The following is a 23,057-nucleotide window of genomic DNA, read 5'->3' on the forward strand; positions in this document are numbered from 1 at the left end:
AGCACAATGGCTGGGTTTTGTATGTACTTAATCGAGAAGATTAACCACCGATGTATTCAGCACCGTTCATGTACTTACGAAGTACTTCAGGGATACGAATACGGCCGTCAGCTTCTTGGTTGTTCTCAAGAATAGCAACCATAGTACGGCCTACAGCAAGACCTGAACCGTTTAGTGTATGAACAAGCTCTGGCTTCTTCTCGCCTTTACGACGGAAACGAGCCTGCATACGACGAGCTTGGAAATCCCACATGTTAGAACATGAAGAAATTTCACGGTAAGTTTCTTGCGCAGGAACCCAAACTTCTAGGTCGTAAGTTTTGCACGAACCAAAGCCCATATCGCCAGTACACAGTACAACTTTACGGTATGGTAGCTCTAGAAGCTGAAGCACTTTCTCAGCATGACCTGTTAGTTCTTCAAGTGCAGCCATTGAATCTTCAGGTTTGGTGATCTGAACAAGCTCAACTTTGTCGAACTGGTGCATACGGATAAGACCGCGAGTATCACGACCGTAAGAACCAGCTTCTGAACGGAAACAAGGAGTATGCGCAGTCATCTTCACAGGAAGATCAGCTTCCTCAGAGATAGTGTCACGCATCAGGTTAGTTACAGGCACTTCTGCAGTAGGAATTAGAGAAAGAGTACGAGGCTCTTCATCATTCACTTTTTCAGTTAGTGGCTGAGTATGGAAAAGATCAGCACCAAACTTAGGTAGCTGGCCTGTACCAAATAGGCTGTCTGCGTTTACTAGGTATGGTACGTACATTTCTGTATAACCATGTTCTTCAGTGTGAAGATCTAGCATAAATTGTGCAATTGCACGGTGTAGACGAGCGAACTGGCCCTTCATTACGATAAAACGAGCACCTGTGATCTTAACTGCGCTAGCAAAATCAAGACCGTCACTCATTTCACCAAGATCAACGTGATCTTTAACTTCAAAGTCATAAGTCTTTGGCTCACCCCAACGAGAAATTTCTACGTTGTCGTTTTCGTCTTTACCAACAGGTACTGACTCATCTGGGATGTTTGGTACAGTTTGCGTAATTGCATCTAACTCTGCTTGTAGCGCAGCAAGTGCTTTTTTCGCTTCGTCTAGCTCTGAACCAAGGTTACCAACTTCAGCAAGGATACGCTCTGCTTCTTCGTGATCGCCTTTTGCTTTAGCCTGACCAATCGACTTCGATCGCGCATTACGCTGAGCCTGAAGTTCTTCAGTTTTAACTTGAAGGGACTTACGTTGCTCTTCTAGTTGGCGTAAATTTTCTACGTCTAGTTTAAAACCACGACGCGCGAGTTTTTCAGCTGTATCGTCCAGCTCAGTTCGAAGTAATTTAGAATCTAGCATGCTAATCCTGTGCTCTTTATATTCTGAGTATGCACATCATTCCGACAGTTCTTGTCAAAATGTTCTGGTCTCAATCTGGACAAATAACGATTAAGATTTACTCAAGGTTACTTATCCAGATTGTTCTAATGTTATTCATCTTCAGTAGTACTAAAGACTATCCCTAAACGATACCCAAAAAGCCTTAGTTTTGGTAGCGCTTTAATGGGCTTTTTGCATCTAAACTGGCAAGATAATCCAACTTTTCCGCAATTTTGGTCTCAAGACCGCGATTTGAAGGGTAATAGTAACGAGTATGTTGCATTTCTGGTGGAAAGTAACACTCACCGGCAGCGTATGCTCCAGGTTCATCATGTGCGTATCGATATTCTGCCCCATACCCCAACTCTTTCATTAATTTGGTTGGCGCATTTCGCAAATGAACAGGAACCTCATAGTCAGGGCTATTAAGTGCATCTGCTTTAGCTTGATTAAACGCAACGTAGACAGCATTACTTTTGGCCGCACATGCTAAATAGACAATCGCTTGAGCAATAGCACGTTCGCCCTCATAAGCACCCACTCGAGTAAAGCAATCCCATGCAGATACCGCCACTTGCATCGCCCTTGGGTCTGCATTACCAATATCTTCAGAAGCAATAGCCAGTAAGCGCCTTGCTACATACAGCGGATCACAACCTGCTTGTAGCATTCGAGCAAACCAATATAAGGCACCATCTGGATTTGAACCACGAATCGACTTATGTACTGCCGAAATCATGTCGTACCACATATCGCCTTTATTATCGAAACGAGCAATCTTCTCACCTGCAACTTCGGCTAATAAAGGTAGCGTGATCTGCTTGATCCCCTTGCTATCCTCTTCTGCCATATCGATAAGCTGCTCAAGATAGTTGAGAGACATTCGAGCATCGCCACACACTAAATCGGCTAACCGCTCTTTGACATCGTCGACAAAATTCAGATTGGTATCGCTCACCCCACGCTCTTTATCATTAAGAGCTTGATCCAAAACTTCTAGAATTTCTTCTTTTTCCAGCGATTTCAGCTTATAAACGCGGGCGCGAGACAACAAAGCGTTATTAAGTTCAAACGAAGGGTTTTCGGTTGTCGCACCAATAAAGGTGACAGTTCCATCTTCAATGTGCGGTAGAAAAGCATCTTGCTGACTTTTATTAAAACGATGAACCTCATCAACAAATAAAATGGTACGCCGACCCGCCATTTTATTATCACGAGCTTTATCAATAGCAGCTCGAATATCTTTAACACCAGATGTTACCGCAGATACACGCTCTACTTCAGCATTAGCATAATTAGCCGCAACTTCGGCAAGAGTGGTTTTCCCCGTACCTGGCGGCCCCCATAAAATCATTGAATGCAGATGCCCAGCTTCAAGTGCTCGACGCAGTGGTTTCCCTTCTCCTAAAATGTGCTTTTGCCCAATGTACTCTTGTACTGTACGCGGACGCATTCTGGCCGCTAAGGGACGAAAATCTGAAGAGAAATCTAGGCTGAAGTTATTCAAAATAACCACTCCCATATAACAGAAAAAGGTGGCACTTACGCCACCCTAGAAAATATTGGTCACTTAGCGCTCGGCCAAGTTTCGTATGACTACCGCTATATAACCATTAATTACGCTGGTCGTCTACTTCAACCCCTTTCGGTGGTACAAACGTAAAGAGCTTCGCTGCAGGTGTTGCGGTTTTAAAATCGTTAAACGTAAATGAGCTCTTTTGTCCATCTTGCTCAACCACAGTAAAATTACGGACTTGACCATTCTTATTTACTGTCAGAACAAATTTACCCATCGATGAAGTTTTATCTTTAGGCGTTAAGGTAAAAGTATCTGCTGTTTGATGGACATTATATTGTGACCAATCACTAGCACTATTACGTGTTAATAAAACAAATGGCGTCTGTTCAGTGGCATTTTTTAACCACATTGCCGTTACTTGCTCAACAAATGGATTGTAATACCAAACCGTTTTACCATCAGAGACTAACAAATTCTCGTCCGGCTTTTGGGTATCCCAACGAAATAGATTTGGACGCTTAACCGCAACAGTACCACTACCATTAACTAAGGTTTCACCATCTGGGCTCACAACTTTTTGCTGAAAATCAGCCGTAAATGCGTTTACCTTATCCAAACGAGCACTGAGATCTTGCTGTGCATCAGCCCATACGTTTGATGCAAACAACAAAGGGGCAACTAACAAGCCCAATACTGCTTTTTTCATTCTTTTCCCTCTTTCAACAAGATCTGTCATACCAATAAAAACTATTGCCGTTGGTATAGCAGTAATTAAATAATTGCCGCCACCTAATCATATAGGATGGCGGCAATTTCATTGTTTACTCACAACAAAAAATTAATGCTGTGGTACAGGCGGTGGAGCCAATACTTCACGATTACCATTATGACCAGGAGCACTCACAATACCGTGAGCTTCTAATTGCTCAACAATACGTGCGGCTCGGTTATAACCAATTTTAAAGCGGCGCTGAACACCAGATACTGAGCCTCGACGAGTTTCAGCAACAAATGCTGCTACTTCGTCAAACAACTGGTCAAGATCATCATCACCACCAGTACCTGTCTCACCAGGAAGTAGACCTTCAGCACCCTGATCGGATTTTAAAATACCATCAATATATTGAGGCTTACCACGAGCTTTCCAATCATTCACTACGTTATGAACGTCATCATCAGATGCAAATGCACCATGCACACGAATAGTATGGCTTTGACCCGGCGGTAAATACAGCATATCACCCATACCTAATAGTGACTCGGCACCACCTTGATCAAGAATGGTTCGAGAGTCTGTCTTAGTCGATACAGTAAAGGCCATACGAGTTGGAATGTTAGCTTTGATAAGGCCGGTAATTACATCCACAGATGGACGCTGAGTAGCAAGCACTAAGTGAATACCAGCAGCACGGGCCTTTTGAGCTAATCGCGCAATCAGTTCTTCTACTTTCTTACCGACCACCATCATAAGATCGGCAAATTCATCAACGATAACCACAATACTTGGCATTTTTTCAAGTAATGGTGGGTACTCATCCATACTGTCGCCTGGACGCCATAATGGATCATGAATTGGGTGTCCAGCTGCGGCAGCTTCTTCTAGCTTAGCGTTGTAACCGGCAAGATTACGAACACCACACGCAGCCATCAATTTATAACGGCGTTCCATTTCACCCACACACCAACGAAGCGCATTACCGGCGTCTTTCATATCGGTAACCACTTCAGTTAAGAGATGAGGAATACCTTCATAGATAGACAATTCAAGCATTTTCGGGTCGATCATAATGAAACGACAATCTTCTGGCTTACACTTATACAGCAAGCTTAAGATCATAACGTTCACACCAACCGATTTACCCGAACCTGTTGTACCAGCAACGAGCAAGTGAGGCATTTTACTTAAATCAGCAACAACGGCTTCACCAGAGATATCATTACCAAGAACAATAGGTAGTGCGCCATGTTTGTTCTGGAATTTCTCACTGCTAATCACTTCAGAAAGATAAACGGTTTCACGACTCTTGTTTGGTAACTCAAGACCGATATAAGGTTTACCTGGAATAACTTCAACCACGCGAACGGCCGTTGCTGACAGGGCACGAGCTAAGTCTTTTGCAAGGCCTGAGATACGGCTAACTTTTACACCTGGTGCAAGGTCAAGCTCATAACGAGTAATAACAGGACCTGGGTAGACCCCTTTTACTTGCGCCTTGATTTTATAATCGGCCAGTTTTGATTCCACCAGACGAGCAATACGCATAAGCTCTTCTTCTGACGCAGGTTCGACAGTTTGACGAGCAGGTTGCAGTAAATCAACGGTTGGCATTGGTGTTGTTGGTGTCGGTAAGTCCGGTTCTTTTTGCATTAAAAACGGATTATCTAACCCAGCAAGATGAGCTTGTTCTTTTTGCGCATCACGAATACGTTTCAAAAAGGCTTCTTCATCACTTAGCTCTGTTGTAGCGACATCGTCAACAGCTTCAGCGGCCAACTCGGCCCGATCTAACTCAGATAAACCATCCTGCGCACCAATTTCAGGAGTAGAAATAAACTCTTGAGTCGGTTCAAATGTTGTCGCGGGTTGAGGGCGAGATTCTGCCGGCTGAGGTACAGTTTCATACCCTTGAGATGCCGCAGCATAAGCGTTTGATGTCGGTGTTGCTGCTGACTCAGATGCTACAGAATCTATCGTTTGCTGTGTCTCTTCATCAACATAAACCGTAAAATCTTCATCGCGTTCCAGTTCACGCTCTAATTCAGCTACCGTGAGCCCTTTTGCTTGTGATGTTGATGTGATCGGAGCACTCGCAGGTAACTCTGTCGTATCATCATACTCACTCATCAATGGCGCAGCTTGAGGCGCAACCATTGCTTGAACGTCGGGCTGCTGAGTCATATTAGCGGCTACAGCAGGAGCGACAACCGTAGACACTTCAGGTTGTGAAGGGGCTGGTTGGACGTGCTGAGGTACCATTTCTTGCTGAGCCTGAGCCTGAGCCTGAGCCTGAGCCTGAGCCTGAGCCTGAGCCTGAGCCTGAGCCTGAGCCTGAGCCTGAGCCTGAGCCTGAGCCTGAGCCTGAGCCTGAGCCTGAGCCTGAGCCTGAGCCTGAGCCTGAGCCTGAGCCTGAGCCTGAGCCTGAGCAGCATTAAAATCGCTCTGCGGCGCTGTTGCAACACTTGGAGTAGCCACTTGTTGGACAGCTGGAGTCGTTGATGGCTGTTGCGCATGAGTTACCGTAGAAGCAACTGTTGCAGCTGTAACAACTGGAGCTATAACAGATTCTTGCTGAACAACTGATTGAGCTTGCTGAGAAGTAGGCGCTACATTTTGACGTTGAGGCATAACAATCGTCGGTGTAGATTCAGGAGCCCAAGTTGGTTCTTGACGAGCAATACTTTCTTTATCGTCATCCAGATCTAATGTTGGTTCTGAATAGCTAGCAAGTAATGCATCATCCGCATCAAGATCATCATCAATATCTGCTAATACTTGAGCGTATGGCATGTCTACTTCGGCCGGTATTTCAGTAGCAAAAGCTCGAATACGTTCCGATTTATCTGGGCGAATTTTGTTTAAAATCCAAGTCAAAGAACCAATAGTCTTCTCACCGATAGTATCAACAATACTTACCCATGAAATACCCGTAAATAGAGTAAAACCGATGGCCCATAAGAACATCATAACTAATGTTGTTCCCAAGACATTAAGCATAGGTAACGTAATATTAGACACAACGTCACCCACTACCCCACCAGAAGAGAAGTACCAAATATCGTCAAAGTTTAAATCAGCCAGGGCACAGCTGGTCATAAGCAGAATGATCAAACCAAGCAAGCGTGTGCCATACACCATGTAGTCGGCCGACATTTTCTTTGCTCGGCGGCGGAACAATAGCCAAGAAAATAAAACTAAAACAACAGGAAAGACATAAGCCAACGAGCCAAACGTAAAGAAAAACGTATCGGCAACCATGGCACCTAATGTACCCGCAGCATTTTGGACAGGTTCTTGCCATGCCGTTTGTGACCAAGATGGGTCTGCAGGATTAAAACTGATTAAAGCCACCATAATATAAATGGCAACTAAAATGCTTATAATTAAAAAGCTCTCAATAATGCGCTGTACACCTGAAAGTCGCATTTGACGTAGCTTTTTTCCTTTTACCTTCCTCAAGAAAAACTCCGGTGTCTCTAACTAACCAATCACGCAATTCCTTCGTGCTGATCAAAGCAGATGGATATTACTTTATATTCTTATTCAACTTCTGGTTGCCCAGCCCATACCCATTTCTATCAAATAATAGCGAAAACAATAGTGTTCGACATTATACAGAAATGGGCACAAGAAACGTCGCCTTAGTGTAGACGTCTGTTACAAAAAAAGATTCATCATTATGTCAATTCATCGGTTTATCTGTCGATTAAACCAGCATCTTTATGATTTTTGAATTCACTGATGAAATATACAGTATAGAAAGGAAAGCGCCAACTATCCAAATTGCAATCTGGTGCAAGTTCAAACAATTAAGCAGAGATAAGAGAAAAGCGGTTGATGGCAGACAAAAATAGCAGGCAAAATATGAGCGACTATCTAGCCGCTCATATTACGAGAATCTAAATTCAATCAATTAACGCGTTTTAATTACCAAGTTATTTGATTGCTTCACTTCTTCCATTACAACATATGTACGAGTGTCATTTACGCCAGGAAGACGAAGTAGTGTCTCACCCAGTAATTTACGATAAGCAGACATATCTGATACACGTGTTTTTAATAGGTAGTCAAAATCACCCGATACAAGATGACATTCTTGAATATCTTCTAACTCTTGTACCGACTTATTAAACTGCTCGAACACATCAGGAGCACCACGGTTTAGTGTTATCTCAACAAAAACAAGTAGAGACGCATCTAAATACTGAGGGTTAAGTAATGCAGTGTAGCCACTAATATAGCCTTGACGTTCTAGACGACGAACACGCTCAAGACAGGGAGTTGGGGAAAGACCTACACGTTTTGATAACTCAACGTTAGAGATACGACCATCTTTCTGTAACTCGTTTAAGATATTGCGGTCAATACGATCCAATTCCTTGGACGGTTTTTTCTTGGTATCTACCATTGTTTTATTCCACCTTTTTACTTCCTTGCAAAAATATACAACATCTTTACCTAATTTAGAATCAAATCCTGAAAAATACCAATTTTCATTATAAAAAATCTCATATTCAGCATTTATATAGTCATCCATTCCATTTTATAAGTACTGCTACTCTTTGCGTTACTTATTTTTGGATAAACCATTATCTTCATTCAAGTTAGGAATGCAGTGTCAACCTAGCATAATACACTAAACATTACGGGTATAATTTCGACTGCTAAAGAAGTTTTTACCAGATCAGAGAGTAATATTAAAGCAAAATAACAAAAACAGAGGTGAATTTAGTCAGTAAATTTTAAAATTAACTAGATGATTATGTTATATAAAAGTCTTTTAGATATAGCAATCGTCACATTAGGTTACTCAATTCTCCATCAATAGCTGCGTTTTCATACGCCGTACCATATCTCTAAACTGATTTTTCATTTATTAGTTTGAAATAGGATGAAAAAATTATTAACACATTTAAATTCAGTTAATTAGCCCACGGTAATCCCCTGTTAAGATCATGGCTATTACAGCGATAGTTTATAACCTACCTGCATTCGTACGCTTTCTCTTTCTTTACTTCTTTAATTTACCTACAATCAAGCACTAATAATAAATACTCTCATTCAGCCTGGAGAAGTCATGAGTAACGTAAGACATTGTAATCTACTCATTCTTGGTTCTGGTCCTGCTGGTTACACTGCCGCTGTTTACGCTGCACGTGCAAACCTAAAACCAGTTATGATCACTGGTATGCAGCAAGGTGGCCAGCTAACAACCACAACAGAAATTGAAAACTGGCCAGGTGATGCAGGTGACTTAACCGGTCCAGCTCTAATGGATCGCATGAAAGAGCATGCTGAAAAATTTGAGACCGAGATCATTTTCGACCACATCCATTCAACTGACTTTTCTCAGCGTCCATTCCGATTAAATGGTGACATGGGTGAATATACTTGTGATGCTCTAATTATTTGTACTGGAGCATCAGCTAAATACATTGGTCTTGAATCAGAAGAAGCATTCAAAGGTAAAGGTGTATCTGCTTGTGCTACCTGTGATGGTTTCTTCTATCGTAACCAAAAAGTAGCGGTTGTGGGTGGCGGTAATACCGCAGTTGAAGAAGCGCTTTATCTGTCGAATATTGCTTCAGAAGTTCACCTTATTCATCGTCGTGATACCTTCCGCTCAGAAAAAATTCTTATCGACCGCCTGATGGATAAAGTAGAGAGCGGTAATATTATTCTTCACACCGATCGCACTTTAGATGAAGTTCTTGGCGATCAAATGGGTGTAACAGGTGTTCGCCTTAAAGATACCCAATCAGACAATACTGAAGAACTGGATGTTATGGGTGTCTTTATTGCAATCGGCCACCAGCCAAATACCGCTATTTTTGCCGATCAGCTTGCCATGGAAAACGGCTACATTAAGGTACAATCTGGCCTTACCGGTAATGCAACTCAAACCAGTGTAGAAGGCATTTTTGCTGCCGGTGATGTAATGGATCATATTTACCGTCAAGCAATTACCTCAGCAGGTACTGGCTGTATGGCCGCACTTGATGCTGAACGTTATCTTGATGCCTTAGCTCAAAAATAATCAATAACAGACCGCTGCCTTTTAGGTGGCGGTTTGCTTTTCTTTCTTATATTTAGAAGTCTTTTACTTCTAACATAAGGCTTACTTACTAGGAAACAGTCTCTTTAAGTAGTCCTTGTGTTTTGCTTTTTAACATTGAAACCATTCTATGGATAAACAATTACAACGTGATTTAACCAAGTGGTTGAAATCTCAAAGTAAACTTGCAAAGCGCTGGTTAATGCTAAGCGTTGGCTTGGGGTTTGTCTCTGGGCTATTGCTCATTGGACAAGCCGCCTTACTGGCCAGTATTCTCCATCAATTGATTATCGAACATGTCGATAAGCATCAGCTTATTAGCCAATTTATCGGTCTTGCTGTGGTGATTGGTTTACGAGCACTATGCAGTTGGGGACGGGAGATTTGTGGCTACCGCTGCGGTGAACAAATTCGCTTGCATATACGTCAACTGATCATTCAGCGACTGCAAAATTTAGGGCCTGCATATATCAAAGGTAAGCCAGCAGGAACTTGGGCAAGTTTAGTCTTGGAACAAGTTGAAGAGATGCAAGATTTCTTCGCTCGATACATTCCTCAGATGTCTATTGCTGTGTTGGTTCCATTTATTATTCTAGTTGCTGTTTTCCCTATGAACTGGGCGGCTGGTTTAATATTTTTAGGTACAGCACCTTTAGTTCCACTGTTTATGGCTTTAGTAGGCTTAGGGGCAGCCGATGCTAACCGTCGTAACTTTAAAGCGCTACAACGTCTTTCTGGGCATTTTTATGATCGCCTTAAAGGACTCCAAACCATTCGCCTATTTAATCGCGCAGAAGCCGAGGCTGAAAATTTAGATGTTGCCTCTCAAATCCTACGTAAACGTACAATGGAAGTTTTACGTTTAGCTTTCTTATCTTCTGCCGTACTTGAATTCTTTTCTGCTATTTCAGTCGCTATTGTCGCGGTTTACTTTGGTTTTGCTTTCATTGGTGAACTTAACTTTGGTAATTATGGGGCTCCAATCACCTTATTTACCGGCCTATTTGTACTGGTTTTGGCACCGGAGTTCTATCAACCATTACGCGACCTTGGTACGTTTTATCATGCAAAAGCACAGGCTATTGGCGCAGCAGAATCTATTGTTGAATTTCTAAACCTTGAAGCAGATGAGATGAATCAAGGCAGTGAGAACCTTCCTTCTCCAGAAGCGATCACTATCGAAGCTCGTGATTTAGAAGTTCTTAGCCCTGAAGGACAAGTTCTCGCAGGGCCAATCAGCTTTACCATTAACCAACAAGAACATGTCGCCTTAATTGGCCCAAGTGGCGCGGGAAAAACCAGCTTACTTAATGCTCTGTTGGGTTTCTTGCCTTATCGCGGTCAATTAACCATTAATGGTATTGAGCTTAAAGCATTAGATCAGCAACAGTGGCGTCAAACCATCAGTTGGGTTGGACAAAATCCTTTGTTATTTCATGGTTCAATCCGAGATAACATCGCACTTGGCAATCCACTCGCTACAGATGCCAATATCGCTCAAGTAGCAAAAGAAGCGTATGCCGATGAGTTTATCTCTCGTCTAGAGCACGGCTATCAACATCATGTCGGAGATCGTTCTGGCGGTTTATCTGTTGGTCAAGCTCAACGTATTGCTGTGGCTCGCGCTATGTTGCAAAACGGAGCTTTCTGGTTGCTCGATGAGCCAACGGCTAGCCTTGATGCCAATAGTGAACACTTAGTGCTACAAAGTCTTACTCGTGCCATTAATAAGCAGACAACGTTAATGGTCAGCCACCGCTTAGATCAGCTGCATTCCATGGATCGAGTCTTAGTGATGGAGCACGGTAAATTGGTTCAAAATGGCGCATTTGATGAGATTAAACATCAAGGCTTACTGGCCGAAATGCTTGCCTACAGTAAACAGATTAATCAAGGGGATCTCGATGCGTGATTTAATCCCTTATCTAAAGATGTACCGTAAACATTGGTTTGGATTAACATTAGGAATGATCCTCGGTTTAGCGACCATACTTGCGGCGATCAGCTTATTGACACTTTCTGGATGGTTCATTGCTGCATCAGCGGTTGCAGGCTTAACCATTGCACGCGAAACATTCAACTATATGTTACCCGGTGCTGGTGTTCGTGGATTTTCTATGGCGCGAACCGCAGGCCGCTGGGGAGAGCGTGTTGTTAGCCATAATGCGACGTTTAAGCTATTGGCTGATTTACGTATTTTCTTCTTCCGAAAACTAACGCCGTTAATACCGGGTCGTCAAACTAACTTACGCGATGCCGACTTACTTAACCGCTTAGTTGCCGATGTTGATGCAATGGATCACGTCTATTTACGATTAGTCAGTCCATTGATCGTTGGTGTACTAAGCCTAGTTGCAGTAACGGTATTTTTATCTTGGTTTGATCTCACTATTGGTCTGACATTAGGTGCGATTTTATTGGCTCTTATGTTGCTGTTGCCTGTTATTTTTTATCGCTTAGGTAAACGTAACGGTGAAGCACTAACATATTCAAAGGCAAACTATCGCATCACCCTACTTGATTGGATTCAAGGCCAAGCTGAACTGCTGTTGTTTAATGCTGAAGAGCGTTACCGTGTCCAAGCCGAATCAGAACAACAAAGCTTATTAACCGCTCAGCGTAAGATGGCAAACCTAACAGGTGTTGCCAATGCGATCTTGATGGCAGCCACGGGTTGGACGCTAGTTCTAATCACCTGGATTGCAGCAGATGGTGTTGGTGGCAATCCACCAGATCCTTTTGTGGCAATGGTGGCCTTTGCTACGATGGCAAGTTTTGAGCTAATGATGCCTGTTGCTGGCGCATTTCAATACTTAGGTCAAACGCTCACTTCGGCACGTCGCCTTAATGAAATCATTGAAGCGAAACCAGATACGCCGTTTGACCCAAATGGTTATCAAGCCAAGGCACAAGGTAACATTACAATCGAAAATATTAGCTACACCTATTATGGTAGTGAGCAGCCTGTTTTAAAGCAGGTTAATCTTAGCCTGAAACAGGGTGAGAAACTGGCTATTTTGGGTCGAACTGGGTGTGGTAAATCCACTTTGCTACAGCTACTTACACGTAACTGGGATCCACAACAAGGGCAAATATCTCTAGATGGTATCCCATTACCGCAATGGCAAGAAGGTGCGCTTCGTAGTGCTATGACCGTTGTTAGCCAACGCGTCGATGTGTTTAATGGCTCGCTGCGCGAAAACTTACTGCTAGCAAAGCCACAAGCCTCTGATGCTGAATGTGTGCAGGCACTTGAACAAGTTGGGTTAACTACGCTACTGGATGGCCAAGGTCTCGATACGTGGCTTGGTGAAGGTGGTCGTCAAATATCAGGTGGTGAACGTCGCCGTTTGGGTATTGCTCGCGCCCTGTTACATGATGCGCCAATCCTTCTTATGGATGAACCAACTGAAGGTCTAGACCGTAAAACTGAGCAACAGATTCTTGAGCTATTGCTTGAACATGCTAAAGACAAGACAGTCATCTTTATTACTCATAGACTTATTGGTCTTGATGAGATGGACCAGATTTGTCTTATGGATGATGGACGTATTATTGAGCATGGTAAGCATCAACAATTACTGGCTCAGAAAGGGCGTTACGCAGAGTTATGTCAACGTCTGTAGTGCTCAAAGAATAAGTACGCCATAACAACAAACGCCAAGAGTTCTATCTTGGCGTTTTTTATTATATTAAATTTTTTGATATACCTAACTGACGATAAGATACTAGGTTCTAGGTTCTAGGTTCTAGGTTCTAGGTTCTAGGTTCAGCCATGTTAACTTAGGTATATAATTATGCCACTTTCATCGCGCCACATAGACACATTATGACTATCTACTTACCACAACTTTCACCATGGGATACAGCCTTCCCCAATCCAAACGATGCTTTTGATGAGCCTAATGGTTTACTTGCTATGGGCGGTGATCTCAGCCCAGAACGTTTAATGGAAGCTTATCGTAATGGTATATTTCCGTGGTACTCTCTTGATGAACCGATTCTCTGGTGGAGCCCTAATCCTCGGGCTGGGTTCAACCCTGCAACATTTCTACCAAGCAAAAGTTTGCGTAAATTTCAGCGGAAAACGAATTATACAGTAACCATAAACCAAGCTTGTCATCAGGTCATAGAGCAATGTGCCAATTGTCGCGGTCTGGAGCAAACTTGGATCACTCCTGAAATGATTTCAGCTTATCAGAGGCTACATGATTTAGGCTATTGCCACTCCGTTGAAGTTTGGCTCAACAATCAATTAGTAGGCGGATTTTATGGTATTGCAATAGGAACCATCTTCTGTGGTGAATCCATGTTCTCTCTTGCAGATAATGCGTCAAAAATAGCGCTATGGCAGTTCTGTCGTCACTTTTATGCAAGCGGTGGGACCAGTATTGATTGTCAAATGATGAACCTTCACCTCGCTTCATTAGGGGCTGAAATCGTAACCCGAAACGAATTTCTTCTACAATTATCTACAGAGCGAGAAAAATCGATATCGAGCCACTGCTATCAACCTCAACAACTGGCCATCTATACAAGTTAATTTATGAACTCAATGTCTTTACAAATTGGTTTAACGCCAGAGTCTCAATGTAATTATTTACCCGATCAGCAAGAGCAAGTTGGGGTTGTTATGGAACAGCCGTGGCACTCTCCACTTGGCTATCAAGTACTGATTGCATCTGGGTATAGACGTAGCGGCCGTGCCATTTACAAACCTATGTGTAGGGCTTGTTCGGCATGCACTCCCCTTCGTATTGATTGTGCTCATTTTACTCCGACTAAAAGCCAGAAACGGCAACAAAACCAGATGAGACAACTGCACTGGAAGTTCAAGGCTTCTCTGGATAATAATTGGTTTGAACTGTACGAAAAATATATCAATAATCGACATAGTGATGGATCAATGTATCCAGCTAATAAAGAACAGTTTTTCGACTTTTGTACGGCGCCATGGATGGATACTTGGTTTCTCCATGTCTATGAAAATAATAAATTAATCGCCATTGCTGTAACCGATGTGTTTGAAGATTCTTTAAGTGCGGTATACAGTTTTTTTGAACCAGAACACGCTTGGTCGTTAGGCACTTTATGTGTCTTATTTCAAATTGAATTCTGCCGCCAATCAAACCGTCCATGGCTCTACCCTGGCTATCAAATTGATGCATGCAAAGCAATGAATTATAAAATCCGTTTTAAGCCTCACCAAAAATTAATTGATGGGTATTGGCAAGATTGATTGCTTAAAAGACCAACAATTTTAGAAGCGGCATAAGGTTTCTTGGCTAAATTGGCGATAAATTGCGTTTTAATCGACAACAAAAGCTGACAAAGACCATAACCAAGGGTAAAATTACGCCCTAAATTTACATTTAAACAAATTCGAGGCATCAACCAGCCCGATCAGATGAATGGCTGGTAGCCTATAAGAGGATTCAATGGCAAAAGAAGACGTAATTGAAATGCAAGGTACTGTACTTGATACACTACCTAACACTATGTTCCGTGTTGAGCTAGAAAATGGTCACGTAGTGACAGCTCACATCTCTGGTAAAATGCGTAAAAACTACATCCGTATCCTTACTGGCGACAAAGTAACTGTGGAACTGACTCCTTACGACCTAACTAAAGGCCGCATCGTCTTCCGCGCACGTTAATCTTTTCGTCAAGATTATAGATGCAAGAAACCCAGCATTACGCTGGGTTTTATTTTTTCTACGGATAAAAAAACCGCAGAGCCAAGGCCCCACGGTTACTTTTATACTTATAGAGTCATACTGAACAATGACTTAATGCGCCGCTTCCATCTCACTGCTGAATTGGAAATCTAACTGATCATTAATCAGATCAACACGCACCGAACCACCATTAACCAGCTCACCAAATAGTAACTCATTGGCTAACGGTTTCTTCAAGCTGTCTTGGATAACACGCGCCATTGGACGTGCGCCCATTGCCTTATCATAGCCTTTATCAGCCATCCATTCACGAGCCCGATCGGTTACTTCCATTGATACACCACGAGCATCTAACTGTGCTTGCAGCTCAACAATGAACTTATCAACCACTTGTGAAATAACTTCTTTCTCAAGATGATTGAACCAGATGATGCCGTCTAAACGATTTCGGAATTCTGGCGTAAAGACACGTTTGATTTCTGCCATTGCATCATAACTGTGATCTTGCTGAATCAGACCAATCGACTTACGGGTTGTTTCAGTAACCCCAGCGTTCGTTGTCATCACCAAGATAACATTACGGAAATCAGCTTTACGGCCATTGTTATCCGTTAACGTACCGTTATCCATCACCTGAAGTAACAGGTTAAATACATCTGGATGTGCTTTTTCAATCTCATCAAGCAGTACAACCGAATGAGGATTTTTAATGACAGCATCGGTTAATAAGCCACCTTGGTCATAACCAACATAGCCAGGAGGCGCACCAATCAAACGGCTGACGGTATGACGCTCCATATACTCAGACATATCAAAACGCAGTAAATCAATACCTAAAGTACGGGCAAGTTGAACTGTTACTTCCGTTTTACCCACACCCGTAGGGCCTGCAAATAGGAAAGAGCCAACAGGCTTATTATCAGCGCCTAACCCTGCACGGCTTAGTTTGATGGCTTCAGTCAATACATCAATTGCATCATCTTGACCAAATACCAGCATCTTAAGCTTACTATCAAGGCTTTGCAGTACATCACGATCACTTGATGAAACCGATTTTTCAGGAATTCGAGCCATTTTTGCAATCATAGCTTCAATATCACTGACATTGATGGTTTTCTTACGACGACTAGCAGGTGCTAAACGACAACGAGCTCCCGCTTCATCAATAACATCAATCGCCTTATCAGGTAAGTGGCGTTCATTAATGTATTTAGCCGATAATTCAACAGCTGCACGAATCGCTTTATTAGTAAAACGAACCTCATGGTGCGCTTCGTATTTTGGTTTCAAGCCCATCAAGATCTTAGTGGTATCATCAATAGATGGCTCCACCACATCAATCTTTTGGAAACGACGAGACAGTGCACGCTCTTTCTCAAAAATATTGCTGTACTCTTGATACGTGGTTGATCCCATACAGCGAAGCTTACCACTACTTAAGAGCGGTTTGATTAAGTTCGCCGCATCAACCTGACCACCCGATGCCGCACCCGCACCAATAATGGTATGGATTTCATCAATAAACATTATCGCGTGATCTTCTTTTTCTAACTGCTTCAAGATCCCCTTAAAGCGTTTTTCAAAATCACCGCGATATTTTGTTCCGGCAAGCAACGAACCAATATCTAACGAGTAAATCACACAGTCTTTAATTACATCGGGAACTTGGCCTTCAACAATACGCCAAGCTAAACCTTCTGCAATCGCCGTTTTACCTACGCCAGCTTCACCCACCAGCAATGGATTATTCTTACGACGACGACATAACACTTGAATCGTACGCTCAAGCTCTTGGTCTCGACCAATTAGAGGATCAATCCCCCCCGCTTTCGCCAGATTGTTCAGGTTGGTTGCAAAGTTTTCTAACTTATCTTCAGAGCTTTGCTCAATTCGCGTTTCATCTTGATTTGCAGATTCAGACGGTGAATTGTCATTAACACTATCTTTGACTGTACCGTGAGAAATAAAATTCACGACATCGAGACGAGTGATATCACTTTTCTTCAATAGATAAGCGGCATGAGATTCTTGTTCGCTAAAAATAGCAACCAAGACATTCGCACCTGTTACTTCATTTCGACCCGATGATTGCACATGGAAAACCGCACGCTGCAATACTCGCTGAAAACTTAACGTTGGCTGAGTTTCTCGCCCTGTATCATCTTCAGGAATTAATGGCGTCGTTTGATCGATAAACGAATGCAGCTCTTTACGCAATTGGTCTAGATCAGCGCGACACGCTAACAGAGCCTCTTGAGCAGCGGCATTATCAATAAGAGCTAATAGCAAATGTTCAACCGTCATAAATTCATGACGCTTTTCTCTTGCTCGGGCAAACGCACCGTTCAAGCTTGCTTCAAGTTCTTTGTTTAGCATAAGGCACCTCCCCTAAAAACCACTTCCCTGATGGGTTGGAAAATTTAAGCTTTTTCCATCGTACACAGTAGTGGATGTTCATGCTCACAAGCATACATCATAACTTGTGCCACTTTGGTCTCTGCTACTTCTGCTGTGAAGGTCCCACAAATCGCTTTTCCTTCATAATGAACGGTAAGCATTAACTGCGTGGCTTTCTCCAGATCCATGGAGAAAAACTTTTGTAACACTTCTATCACAAAATCCATCGGTGTGTAATCATCATTGTTTAAAATTACTTTATACATCGATGGCGGTTTAATTTGGACCTCTTCTTCCTCAAGGACATCTGAGTCAGGAGTTATCCATTCGTATAGCTTGCTCATAATTTCAATCTTAGTTCATTAGCCCGAAAGCTGACCATATCTTGAAAGATAAAAAGGTTTTACCAAAATGTTACATTCTAGGCTTGACTGTCTAGCTCGTTTTACTAAAGTGTAACCTGTAGTAGATATAAACTGCATTATAACCGCATTGGTATGCAATACTTAATCTAAGCAATAATGAGGTTTGTTACTTATTTGTGATATTGCTTGTATTCGCTGATGTGAAGTGGAACTTAAATGCAAGAAGGATGTAAAGCATGGCTATAGGTACAGTAAAATGGTTCAATAATGCCAAAGGATTTGGCTTTATCTGCCCAGAAGATGGTGATGGTGATATTTTTGCTCACTACTCTACCATTCAGATGGACGGCTACCGTACACTCAAAGCAGGACAGCAAGTCAATTATGAAGTACAAACTGGTCCTAAAGGGTTCCATGCTAGAGAAATCACTCCCATCGAAAGTAACGATGCAAAATAAGTTCTTTCATCAGAATTAAAGGTGGGATAACCCGCCTTTTTTATTGTCTGAACACCCTATTCAATGAATGATTGCTGCATAATTAACAATTCACCCAATGTTCTATACAGGTTTTACACTTTGTCAAAGAACTCAGCAAGTTAAAGCCGTTAGTATTGATCTGTCTTAAATGAGTTACCCCATTTTTACTGCTTGATCTATCATAGATCAACTCATAGTAAGAACAAATTCTCTTGCTCCATATTGACCTATTTTGAGAGTAAGCGCACGCCTAGCTTCTCCATTTGTATAAATTACGATCACAAATCCACAAAATAGAGAAATTAATGTGGTATAGCCGTTATACCCATTATTACCAATGCCAGTGAACAGAAACAAAAAGGCCCAGCGCAATGCCGGGCCAAGAGATATCTTGATAAAACGAATTACATTTGCTCAATCATATCATCAGCAAACTCAGAACATTTACGAAGTGTTGCACCTTCCATTAAACGTTCAAAATCATAAGTCACCGTTTTATTACGAATAGCCGCTTCCATTGAGCTAATGATAAGATCAGCAGCTTCTATCCAGCCTAAGTGACGAAGCATCATTTCAGCAGACAAAATTAATGAGCCTGGGTTTACTTTATCTTGGCCCGCATATTTAGGTGCTGTGCCGTGTGTTGCTTCAAATAGAGCCACACCATCACCAATATTCGCTCCCGGAGCAATACCGATACCACCAACTTGAGCAGCAAGAGCATCTGAGATGTAATCACCATTTAAGTTCATTGTTGCAATCACATCATATTCAGCAGGACGTAATAAAATTTGCTGTAAGAACGCATCAGCAATGCAATCTTTTACTACGATCTCTTTACCCGTATTAGGATTTTTCAGTGTCATCCATGGGCCACCATCAAGAAGTTGAGCACCAAATTCATCGGCAGCCACTTCGTAGCCCCAATCCTTAAATGCCCCTTCGGTAAACTTCATGATGTTACCTTTATGAACAATAGTCAGAGAGTCACGATCGTTATCGATAGTATATTGGAGGGCTGCACGCACTAAACGTTTAGTGCCTTCTTCTGAGATAGGCTTAATCCCGATTCCACACTCTTGAGGGAAACGAATTTTTGTTACACCCAGCTCTTTTTGCAGAAAGTTGATCACTTGCTCAGCTTCTACTGTGCCTGCTTGGTACTCAACGCCAGCATAAATATCTTCTGAGTTTTCACGGTAAATCACCATGTCCGTTAGTTCTGGATGTTTAACTGGACTTGGAACACCATCAAAATAGCGCACAGGACGTGCACAAATATACAAATCAAGCTCTTGACGCAGGGCCACGTTTAAAGAGCGAATACCACCACCAACAGGAGTTGTTAATGGCCCTTTAATTGCAACTTTGTATTCACGAATAAAATCGAGAGTCTCTTGAGGTAACCATGCGTCTTCCCCATAAACATGCGTCGATTTTTCCCCTGTATAAATTTCCATCCATGCAATTTTACGATCACCGCCGTACGCTTTTTGTACTGCGGCATCAACAACTTTGATCATCGCAGGGCTTACATCAACCCCAATGCCATCACCTTCAATATAGGGAATGATTGGGGTGTTAGGAACCACCAGCTTACCGTCTGAATCGAGTGTGATTTTTTGGCCATCAACTGGGACTACGACTTTACTATCCATTTAGATCTCCTAACTTCCATTTGTTATCTTTTTGTAAGATGCGTGAAAATCATACGCGAAATTTTATCAATAAGCCAATCAAGAAAATTTAGCGTATAATAAAGGCGTTTAATTCATTCACCCCTGAAATCACCTGTTATTTATGAAGCCAAATACTCCATTTCGTCAACCTCGTCGTGGTAATAATGAGCGCCGAGCATCAAGAAAAATTAATAAACCAAAACGTCCACGCGGCCCACAAAAGATCATTTTATTTAACAAACCATTTAATGTTCTTACTCAATTTTCTGGTGAACCAGGGGATGTCACACTGGCTGATTTCATCCCTGTAAAAGATGTCTATCCTGCAGGTCGTCTAGATAAAGATAGTGAAGGACTATTGGTTTTAACGAACGATGGCATTCTTCAAGCTCGGCTTACGCAACCAAAATCCAAACAACCAAAAACATACTGGGTTCAAGTTGAAGGGGCACCATCAGAGGAATCACTCCAAGCGCTGCGCAAAGGTGTTGAATTAAAAGATGGCATGACACTACCTGCGGGAGTTGAAGTTATGTCTGAACCTAACATTTGGCCTCGAAATCCACCAATACGTGAACGAAAAAACATTCCAACTACATGGCTTGCCATTACGCTAAAAGAAGGCCGTAATCGACAAGTTCGACGTATGACAGCTCACATTGGTCACCCTACGTTGCGCCTTATTCGATATAAAATGGCAGATTGGACCGTTGATGATTTAGAGCCTGGTCAATGGCGAGAAATTACGCTAGAAACATCGCCGCAATAAGCAAAGCCTAAAGACTGAGATAGCGATCAAATGCGATGATCGCTATTGTTCCTCCCATATCGCTCTTCTCACATCAATAAAAACCACTATACACACCAAATTTTTTCTACTATCATCACAACGCAAACGATTGCGCAACAATGAAAACTGCCGTTTCGTCTAGTGAAAAAGAGAACATAGAATAATTAAAGTGTGATTTCGCTCTCGATCTGTTTCAGTCGATAGCTTTCTGTTAGAATTACGCTCTTAACACTAAATTAGCGACTGAAGAGAAAAATGTCAGATAACAGCACGAAAAAAGTCATTGTCGGTATGTCCGGCGGCGTTGATTCATCGGTATCGGCTTACCTACTCCTTCAACAGGGTTATCAAGTTGAAGGTTTATTTATGAAGAACTGGGAAGAAGACGATAACGAAGAATACTGCTCTGCTGCAGCTGATCTTGCCGATGCTCAAGCTGTATGTGACAAACTTGGTATTCCTCTGCACACAATTAACTTTGCCGCTGAATACTGGGATAACGTTTTCGAATACTTCCTAGCTGAATACAAAGCAGGTCGTACGCCAAACCCAGATATTCTATGTAACAAGGAAATCAAGTTTAAAGCATTCCTTGAATTCGCAGATGAGGTTCTAGAAGCCGATTACATTGCTATGGGTCACTACACGCGTCGTACTTTCCCACAAGCAGGCGAAAAACCTCAGATGCTGCGAGGCCTTGATAACAATAAAGATCAAAGCTACTTCTTATATACTCTTAGCCACGAACAAATTGCTCGTAGTCTATTCCCTGTCGGTGAACTGGAAAAACCAGAAGTTCGTCGTATTGCTGAAGAGCAAGGATTAGTAACAGCTAAGAAGAAAGATTCAACAGGTATCTGCTTTATCGGTGAGCGTAAGTTTACAGAATTCTTAGGTAAATACCTTCCAGCTCAACCAGGTAACATTGTTACTGCTGATGAAGGTACGGTAATTGGCGAACACCAAGGTTTGATGTACCACACTTTAGGTCAACGTAAAGGCCTACACATTGGTGGTCAAAAAGGTGGAAATGGCCACGAAGACCCATGGTACGTAGTAGATAAAGACGTAAAACGTAATGAATTGGTTGTTGCTCAAGGTCATGACCATCCACGTCTTAAGTCAAACGGTTTGATTGCATCACAATTACACTGGGTTGACCGTGAACCAATTCGTCAACCTGTGACTTGCACAGTGAAGACGCGCTACCGTCAACAAGATATCCCATGTACCATTATCCCTATTGATGATGAAAATATTAAAGTGATTTTTGATGAGCCTCAGATTGCGGTTACTCCAGGCCAGTCAGCTGTATTCTATAACGGCGAAGTGTGCATGGGCGGCGGCATCATCGAAGAGCGCATCTAGTAGGAGATGTCACAAGTGGCTAACACCTTATATGACCGAACTATTGCATTTGCAGGGATTTGCCAAGCGGTAAAATTAGTCCAACAGGTAGCTCAAACGGGTCGCTGCGATAACGAAATGTTAACGGCAACGCTAGAAAGCATCTTAGTTACCGACCCTGCAAATACGTTAGCGGTATATCACAGCGATGAAGCGAATCTTCGCATTGGCTTAGAAGCTTTGGTTAAAGATATTGATAACACCTCATCGGGCAATGAACTAACTCGCTACTTAGTGGGTGTGATGGCACTAGAGCGTAAACTCTCTGGCCGTCGAGACAGTATGGCTCAATTGGGTGATCGTATTGATCTTCTTAAACGCCAAACGGAACATTTTGAATTACTTGAAGAGCAAATGCTGAGCAATATTGCGAGTGTGTATTTAGATATTATCAGTCCTCTTGGGCCTCGAATCCAAGTCTCTGGTACTCCTGCACAACTGCAAATTCCTCAAGTTCAGCATAAGGTGCGCGCCCTATTACTCGCAGCCATTCGCAGTGCTGTACTATGGCGACAAGTAGGAGGTAAACGCCGCCATCTGATCTTTGGTCGTAAACAGATGGTTGAGCAAGCAAAAATCCTTCTCGCTCGCTGCTAAA

Annotated in this window: 18 protein-coding genes; 10 read left to right on the forward strand and 8 right to left on the reverse strand. The window is 42.4% G+C overall.

All coding sequences use genetic code 11. The features are described 5' to 3' along the window. Positions 1-40: 40 nt before the first annotated feature. From serS to lrp, 5 genes are all read right to left on the reverse strand, one after another. On the reverse strand, positions 41-1,351 hold the full coding sequence (gene serS, locus WAX86_RS10015; protein WP_065172628.1) for a serine--tRNA ligase: 1,311 nt from the start codon (positions 1,349-1,351) through the stop codon (positions 41-43). A gap of 184 nt (positions 1,352-1,535) precedes the next feature. Next, positions 1,536-2,879 (reverse strand): replication-associated recombination protein A, encoded by a 1,344-nt coding sequence (locus tag WAX86_RS10020; RefSeq protein WP_005298461.1) that lies wholly within the window; start codon positions 2,877-2,879, stop codon positions 1,536-1,538. Between the two features lie 106 nt (positions 2,880-2,985). Beyond that, positions 2,986-3,597, reverse strand: coding sequence for an outer membrane lipoprotein chaperone LolA (gene lolA / locus WAX86_RS10025; RefSeq protein ID WP_005298459.1), 612 nt, complete (start codon positions 3,595-3,597; stop codon positions 2,986-2,988). Positions 3,598-3,729: 132 nt separating this feature from the next. Further along, complete coding sequence (locus WAX86_RS10030; RefSeq protein ID WP_341489380.1) at positions 3,730-7,035, reverse strand: DNA translocase FtsK 4TM domain-containing protein; 3,306 nt, start codon at positions 7,033-7,035, stop codon at positions 3,730-3,732. Between the two features lie 487 nt (positions 7,036-7,522). After that, positions 7,523-8,017: a leucine-responsive transcriptional regulator Lrp gene (gene lrp / locus WAX86_RS10035; RefSeq protein WP_005298455.1), complete on the reverse strand. Its 495-nt coding sequence runs from the start codon at positions 8,015-8,017 to the stop codon at positions 7,523-7,525. A 669-nt stretch (positions 8,018-8,686) separates the two neighbouring features. Here lrp and trxB point away from each other — a divergent pair. The 6 genes from trxB to infA all read left to right on the forward strand — a co-directional run bounded on the left by trxB (position 8,687) and on the right by infA (position 15,321). After that, positions 8,687-9,646 carry a thioredoxin-disulfide reductase gene (trxB, locus tag WAX86_RS10040; protein WP_239970554.1) on the forward strand — a complete coding sequence of 320 codons (960 nt, stop codon included), beginning with the start codon at positions 8,687-8,689 and terminating at the stop codon, positions 9,644-9,646. A 148-nt stretch (positions 9,647-9,794) separates the two neighbouring features. Further along, the gene (gene cydD, locus WAX86_RS10045) at positions 9,795-11,576 is read left to right on the forward strand and encodes a cysteine/glutathione ABC transporter permease/ATP-binding protein CydD (RefSeq protein WP_068969147.1); all 1,782 of its coding nucleotides are present in this window, start codon (positions 9,795-9,797) and stop codon (positions 11,574-11,576) included. After that, a complete protein-coding gene (cydC, locus tag WAX86_RS10050) occupies positions 11,569-13,290 on the forward strand; it encodes a cysteine/glutathione ABC transporter ATP-binding protein/permease CydC (protein WP_341488734.1) in 1,722 nt (573 codons plus the stop codon). Before cydD ends, cydC begins: the two co-directional genes overlap by 8 nt. A 203-nt stretch (positions 13,291-13,493) precedes the next feature. Beyond that, positions 13,494-14,207, forward strand: coding sequence for a leucyl/phenylalanyl-tRNA--protein transferase (gene aat / locus WAX86_RS10055; RefSeq protein WP_341488735.1), 714 nt, complete (start codon positions 13,494-13,496; stop codon positions 14,205-14,207). A 3-nt stretch (positions 14,208-14,210) separates the two neighbouring features. Continuing rightward, positions 14,211-14,903 carry an arginyltransferase gene (locus WAX86_RS10060; protein WP_341488736.1) on the forward strand — a complete coding sequence of 231 codons (693 nt, stop codon included), beginning with the start codon at positions 14,211-14,213 and terminating at the stop codon, positions 14,901-14,903. Between the two features lie 199 nt (positions 14,904-15,102). Beyond that, positions 15,103-15,321 carry a translation initiation factor IF-1 gene (gene infA, locus WAX86_RS10065; RefSeq protein WP_005298441.1) on the forward strand — a complete coding sequence of 73 codons (219 nt, stop codon included), beginning with the start codon at positions 15,103-15,105 and terminating at the stop codon, positions 15,319-15,321. Between the two features lie 132 nt (positions 15,322-15,453). Here the strand turns inward: infA and clpA are convergent, their stop codons facing one another. Together clpA and clpS are read right to left on the reverse strand one after the other, a co-directional pair. Then, positions 15,454-17,718, reverse strand: coding sequence for an ATP-dependent Clp protease ATP-binding subunit ClpA (gene clpA, locus WAX86_RS10070; RefSeq protein ID WP_341488737.1), 2,265 nt, complete (start codon positions 17,716-17,718; stop codon positions 15,454-15,456). A 44-nt stretch (positions 17,719-17,762) separates the two neighbouring features. Beyond that, positions 17,763-18,083: an ATP-dependent Clp protease adapter ClpS gene (gene clpS, locus WAX86_RS10075; RefSeq protein WP_036763487.1), complete on the reverse strand. Its 321-nt coding sequence runs from the start codon at positions 18,081-18,083 to the stop codon at positions 17,763-17,765. Positions 18,084-18,340: 257 nt separating this feature from the next. Between clpS and cspD the strand changes: the two genes are divergently transcribed. Beyond that, positions 18,341-18,562, forward strand: coding sequence for a cold shock domain-containing protein CspD (cspD, locus tag WAX86_RS10080; RefSeq protein WP_005298437.1), 222 nt, complete (start codon positions 18,341-18,343; stop codon positions 18,560-18,562). A gap of 425 nt (positions 18,563-18,987) precedes the next feature. On the opposite strand, the gene icd is transcribed toward cspD, so the two are convergent. Further along, positions 18,988-20,241 (reverse strand): NADP-dependent isocitrate dehydrogenase, encoded by a 1,254-nt coding sequence (icd, locus tag WAX86_RS10085; protein ID WP_065172634.1) that lies wholly within the window; start codon positions 20,239-20,241, stop codon positions 18,988-18,990. Positions 20,242-20,383: 142 nt separating this feature from the next. Between icd and WAX86_RS10090 the strand changes: the two genes are divergently transcribed. The 3 genes from WAX86_RS10090 (at position 20,384) to hflD (ending at position 23,056) form a co-directional block, all read left to right on the forward strand. Further along, positions 20,384-21,031: a pseudouridine synthase gene (locus WAX86_RS10090; RefSeq protein WP_068969144.1), complete on the forward strand. Its 648-nt coding sequence runs from the start codon at positions 20,384-20,386 to the stop codon at positions 21,029-21,031. Positions 21,032-21,307: 276 nt separating this feature from the next. After that, positions 21,308-22,420: a tRNA 2-thiouridine(34) synthase MnmA gene (gene mnmA, locus WAX86_RS10095; protein ID WP_065172636.1), complete on the forward strand. Its 1,113-nt coding sequence runs from the start codon at positions 21,308-21,310 to the stop codon at positions 22,418-22,420. Positions 22,421-22,435: 15 nt separating this feature from the next. Further along, the gene (gene hflD, locus WAX86_RS10100; RefSeq protein ID WP_005298430.1) at positions 22,436-23,056 is read left to right on the forward strand and encodes a high frequency lysogenization protein HflD; all 621 of its coding nucleotides are present in this window, start codon (positions 22,436-22,438) and stop codon (positions 23,054-23,056) included. The last annotated feature ends 1 nt before the right edge of the window (position 23,057 follow it).

This window comes from Photobacterium damselae subsp. damselae (genome assembly GCF_038086725.1).
In the GTDB taxonomy this organism is placed as follows: domain Bacteria; phylum Pseudomonadota; class Gammaproteobacteria; order Enterobacterales; family Vibrionaceae; genus Photobacterium; species Photobacterium damselae.

What these genes read in the sequence shown, in the direction of transcription:
- serS (WP_065172628.1), bottom strand. Translation starts at nt 1,351, where the DNA reads ATGCTAGATTCTAAATTACTTCGAACTGAGCTGGACGATACAGCTGAA.
- lolA (WP_005298459.1), bottom strand. Translation starts at nt 3,597, where the DNA reads ATGAAAAAAGCAGTATTGGGCTTGTTAGTTGCCCCTTTGTTGTTTGCA.
- WAX86_RS10030 (WP_341489380.1), bottom strand. Translation starts at nt 7,035, where the DNA reads ATGCGACTTTCAGGTGTACAGCGCATTATTGAGAGCTTTTTAATTATA.
- lrp (WP_005298455.1), bottom strand. Translation starts at nt 8,017, where the DNA reads ATGGTAGATACCAAGAAAAAACCGTCCAAGGAATTGGATCGTATTGAC.
- trxB (WP_239970554.1), top strand. Translation starts at nt 8,687, where the DNA reads ATGAGTAACGTAAGACATTGTAATCTACTCATTCTTGGTTCTGGTCCT.
- cydD (WP_068969147.1), top strand. Translation starts at nt 9,795, where the DNA reads ATGGATAAACAATTACAACGTGATTTAACCAAGTGGTTGAAATCTCAA.
- cydC (WP_341488734.1), top strand. Translation starts at nt 11,569, where the DNA reads ATGCGTGATTTAATCCCTTATCTAAAGATGTACCGTAAACATTGGTTT.
- aat (WP_341488735.1), top strand. Translation starts at nt 13,494, where the DNA reads ATGACTATCTACTTACCACAACTTTCACCATGGGATACAGCCTTCCCC.
- WAX86_RS10060 (WP_341488736.1), top strand. Translation starts at nt 14,211, where the DNA reads ATGAACTCAATGTCTTTACAAATTGGTTTAACGCCAGAGTCTCAATGT.
- infA (WP_005298441.1), top strand. Translation starts at nt 15,103, where the DNA reads ATGGCAAAAGAAGACGTAATTGAAATGCAAGGTACTGTACTTGATACA.
- clpA (WP_341488737.1), bottom strand. Translation starts at nt 17,718, where the DNA reads ATGCTAAACAAAGAACTTGAAGCAAGCTTGAACGGTGCGTTTGCCCGA.
- clpS (WP_036763487.1), bottom strand. Translation starts at nt 18,083, where the DNA reads ATGAGCAAGCTATACGAATGGATAACTCCTGACTCAGATGTCCTTGAG.
- cspD (WP_005298437.1), top strand. Translation starts at nt 18,341, where the DNA reads ATGGCTATAGGTACAGTAAAATGGTTCAATAATGCCAAAGGATTTGGC.
- icd (WP_065172634.1), bottom strand. Translation starts at nt 20,241, where the DNA reads ATGGATAGTAAAGTCGTAGTCCCAGTTGATGGCCAAAAAATCACACTC.
- WAX86_RS10090 (WP_068969144.1), top strand. Translation starts at nt 20,384, where the DNA reads ATGAAGCCAAATACTCCATTTCGTCAACCTCGTCGTGGTAATAATGAG.
- mnmA (WP_065172636.1), top strand. Translation starts at nt 21,308, where the DNA reads ATGTCAGATAACAGCACGAAAAAAGTCATTGTCGGTATGTCCGGCGGC.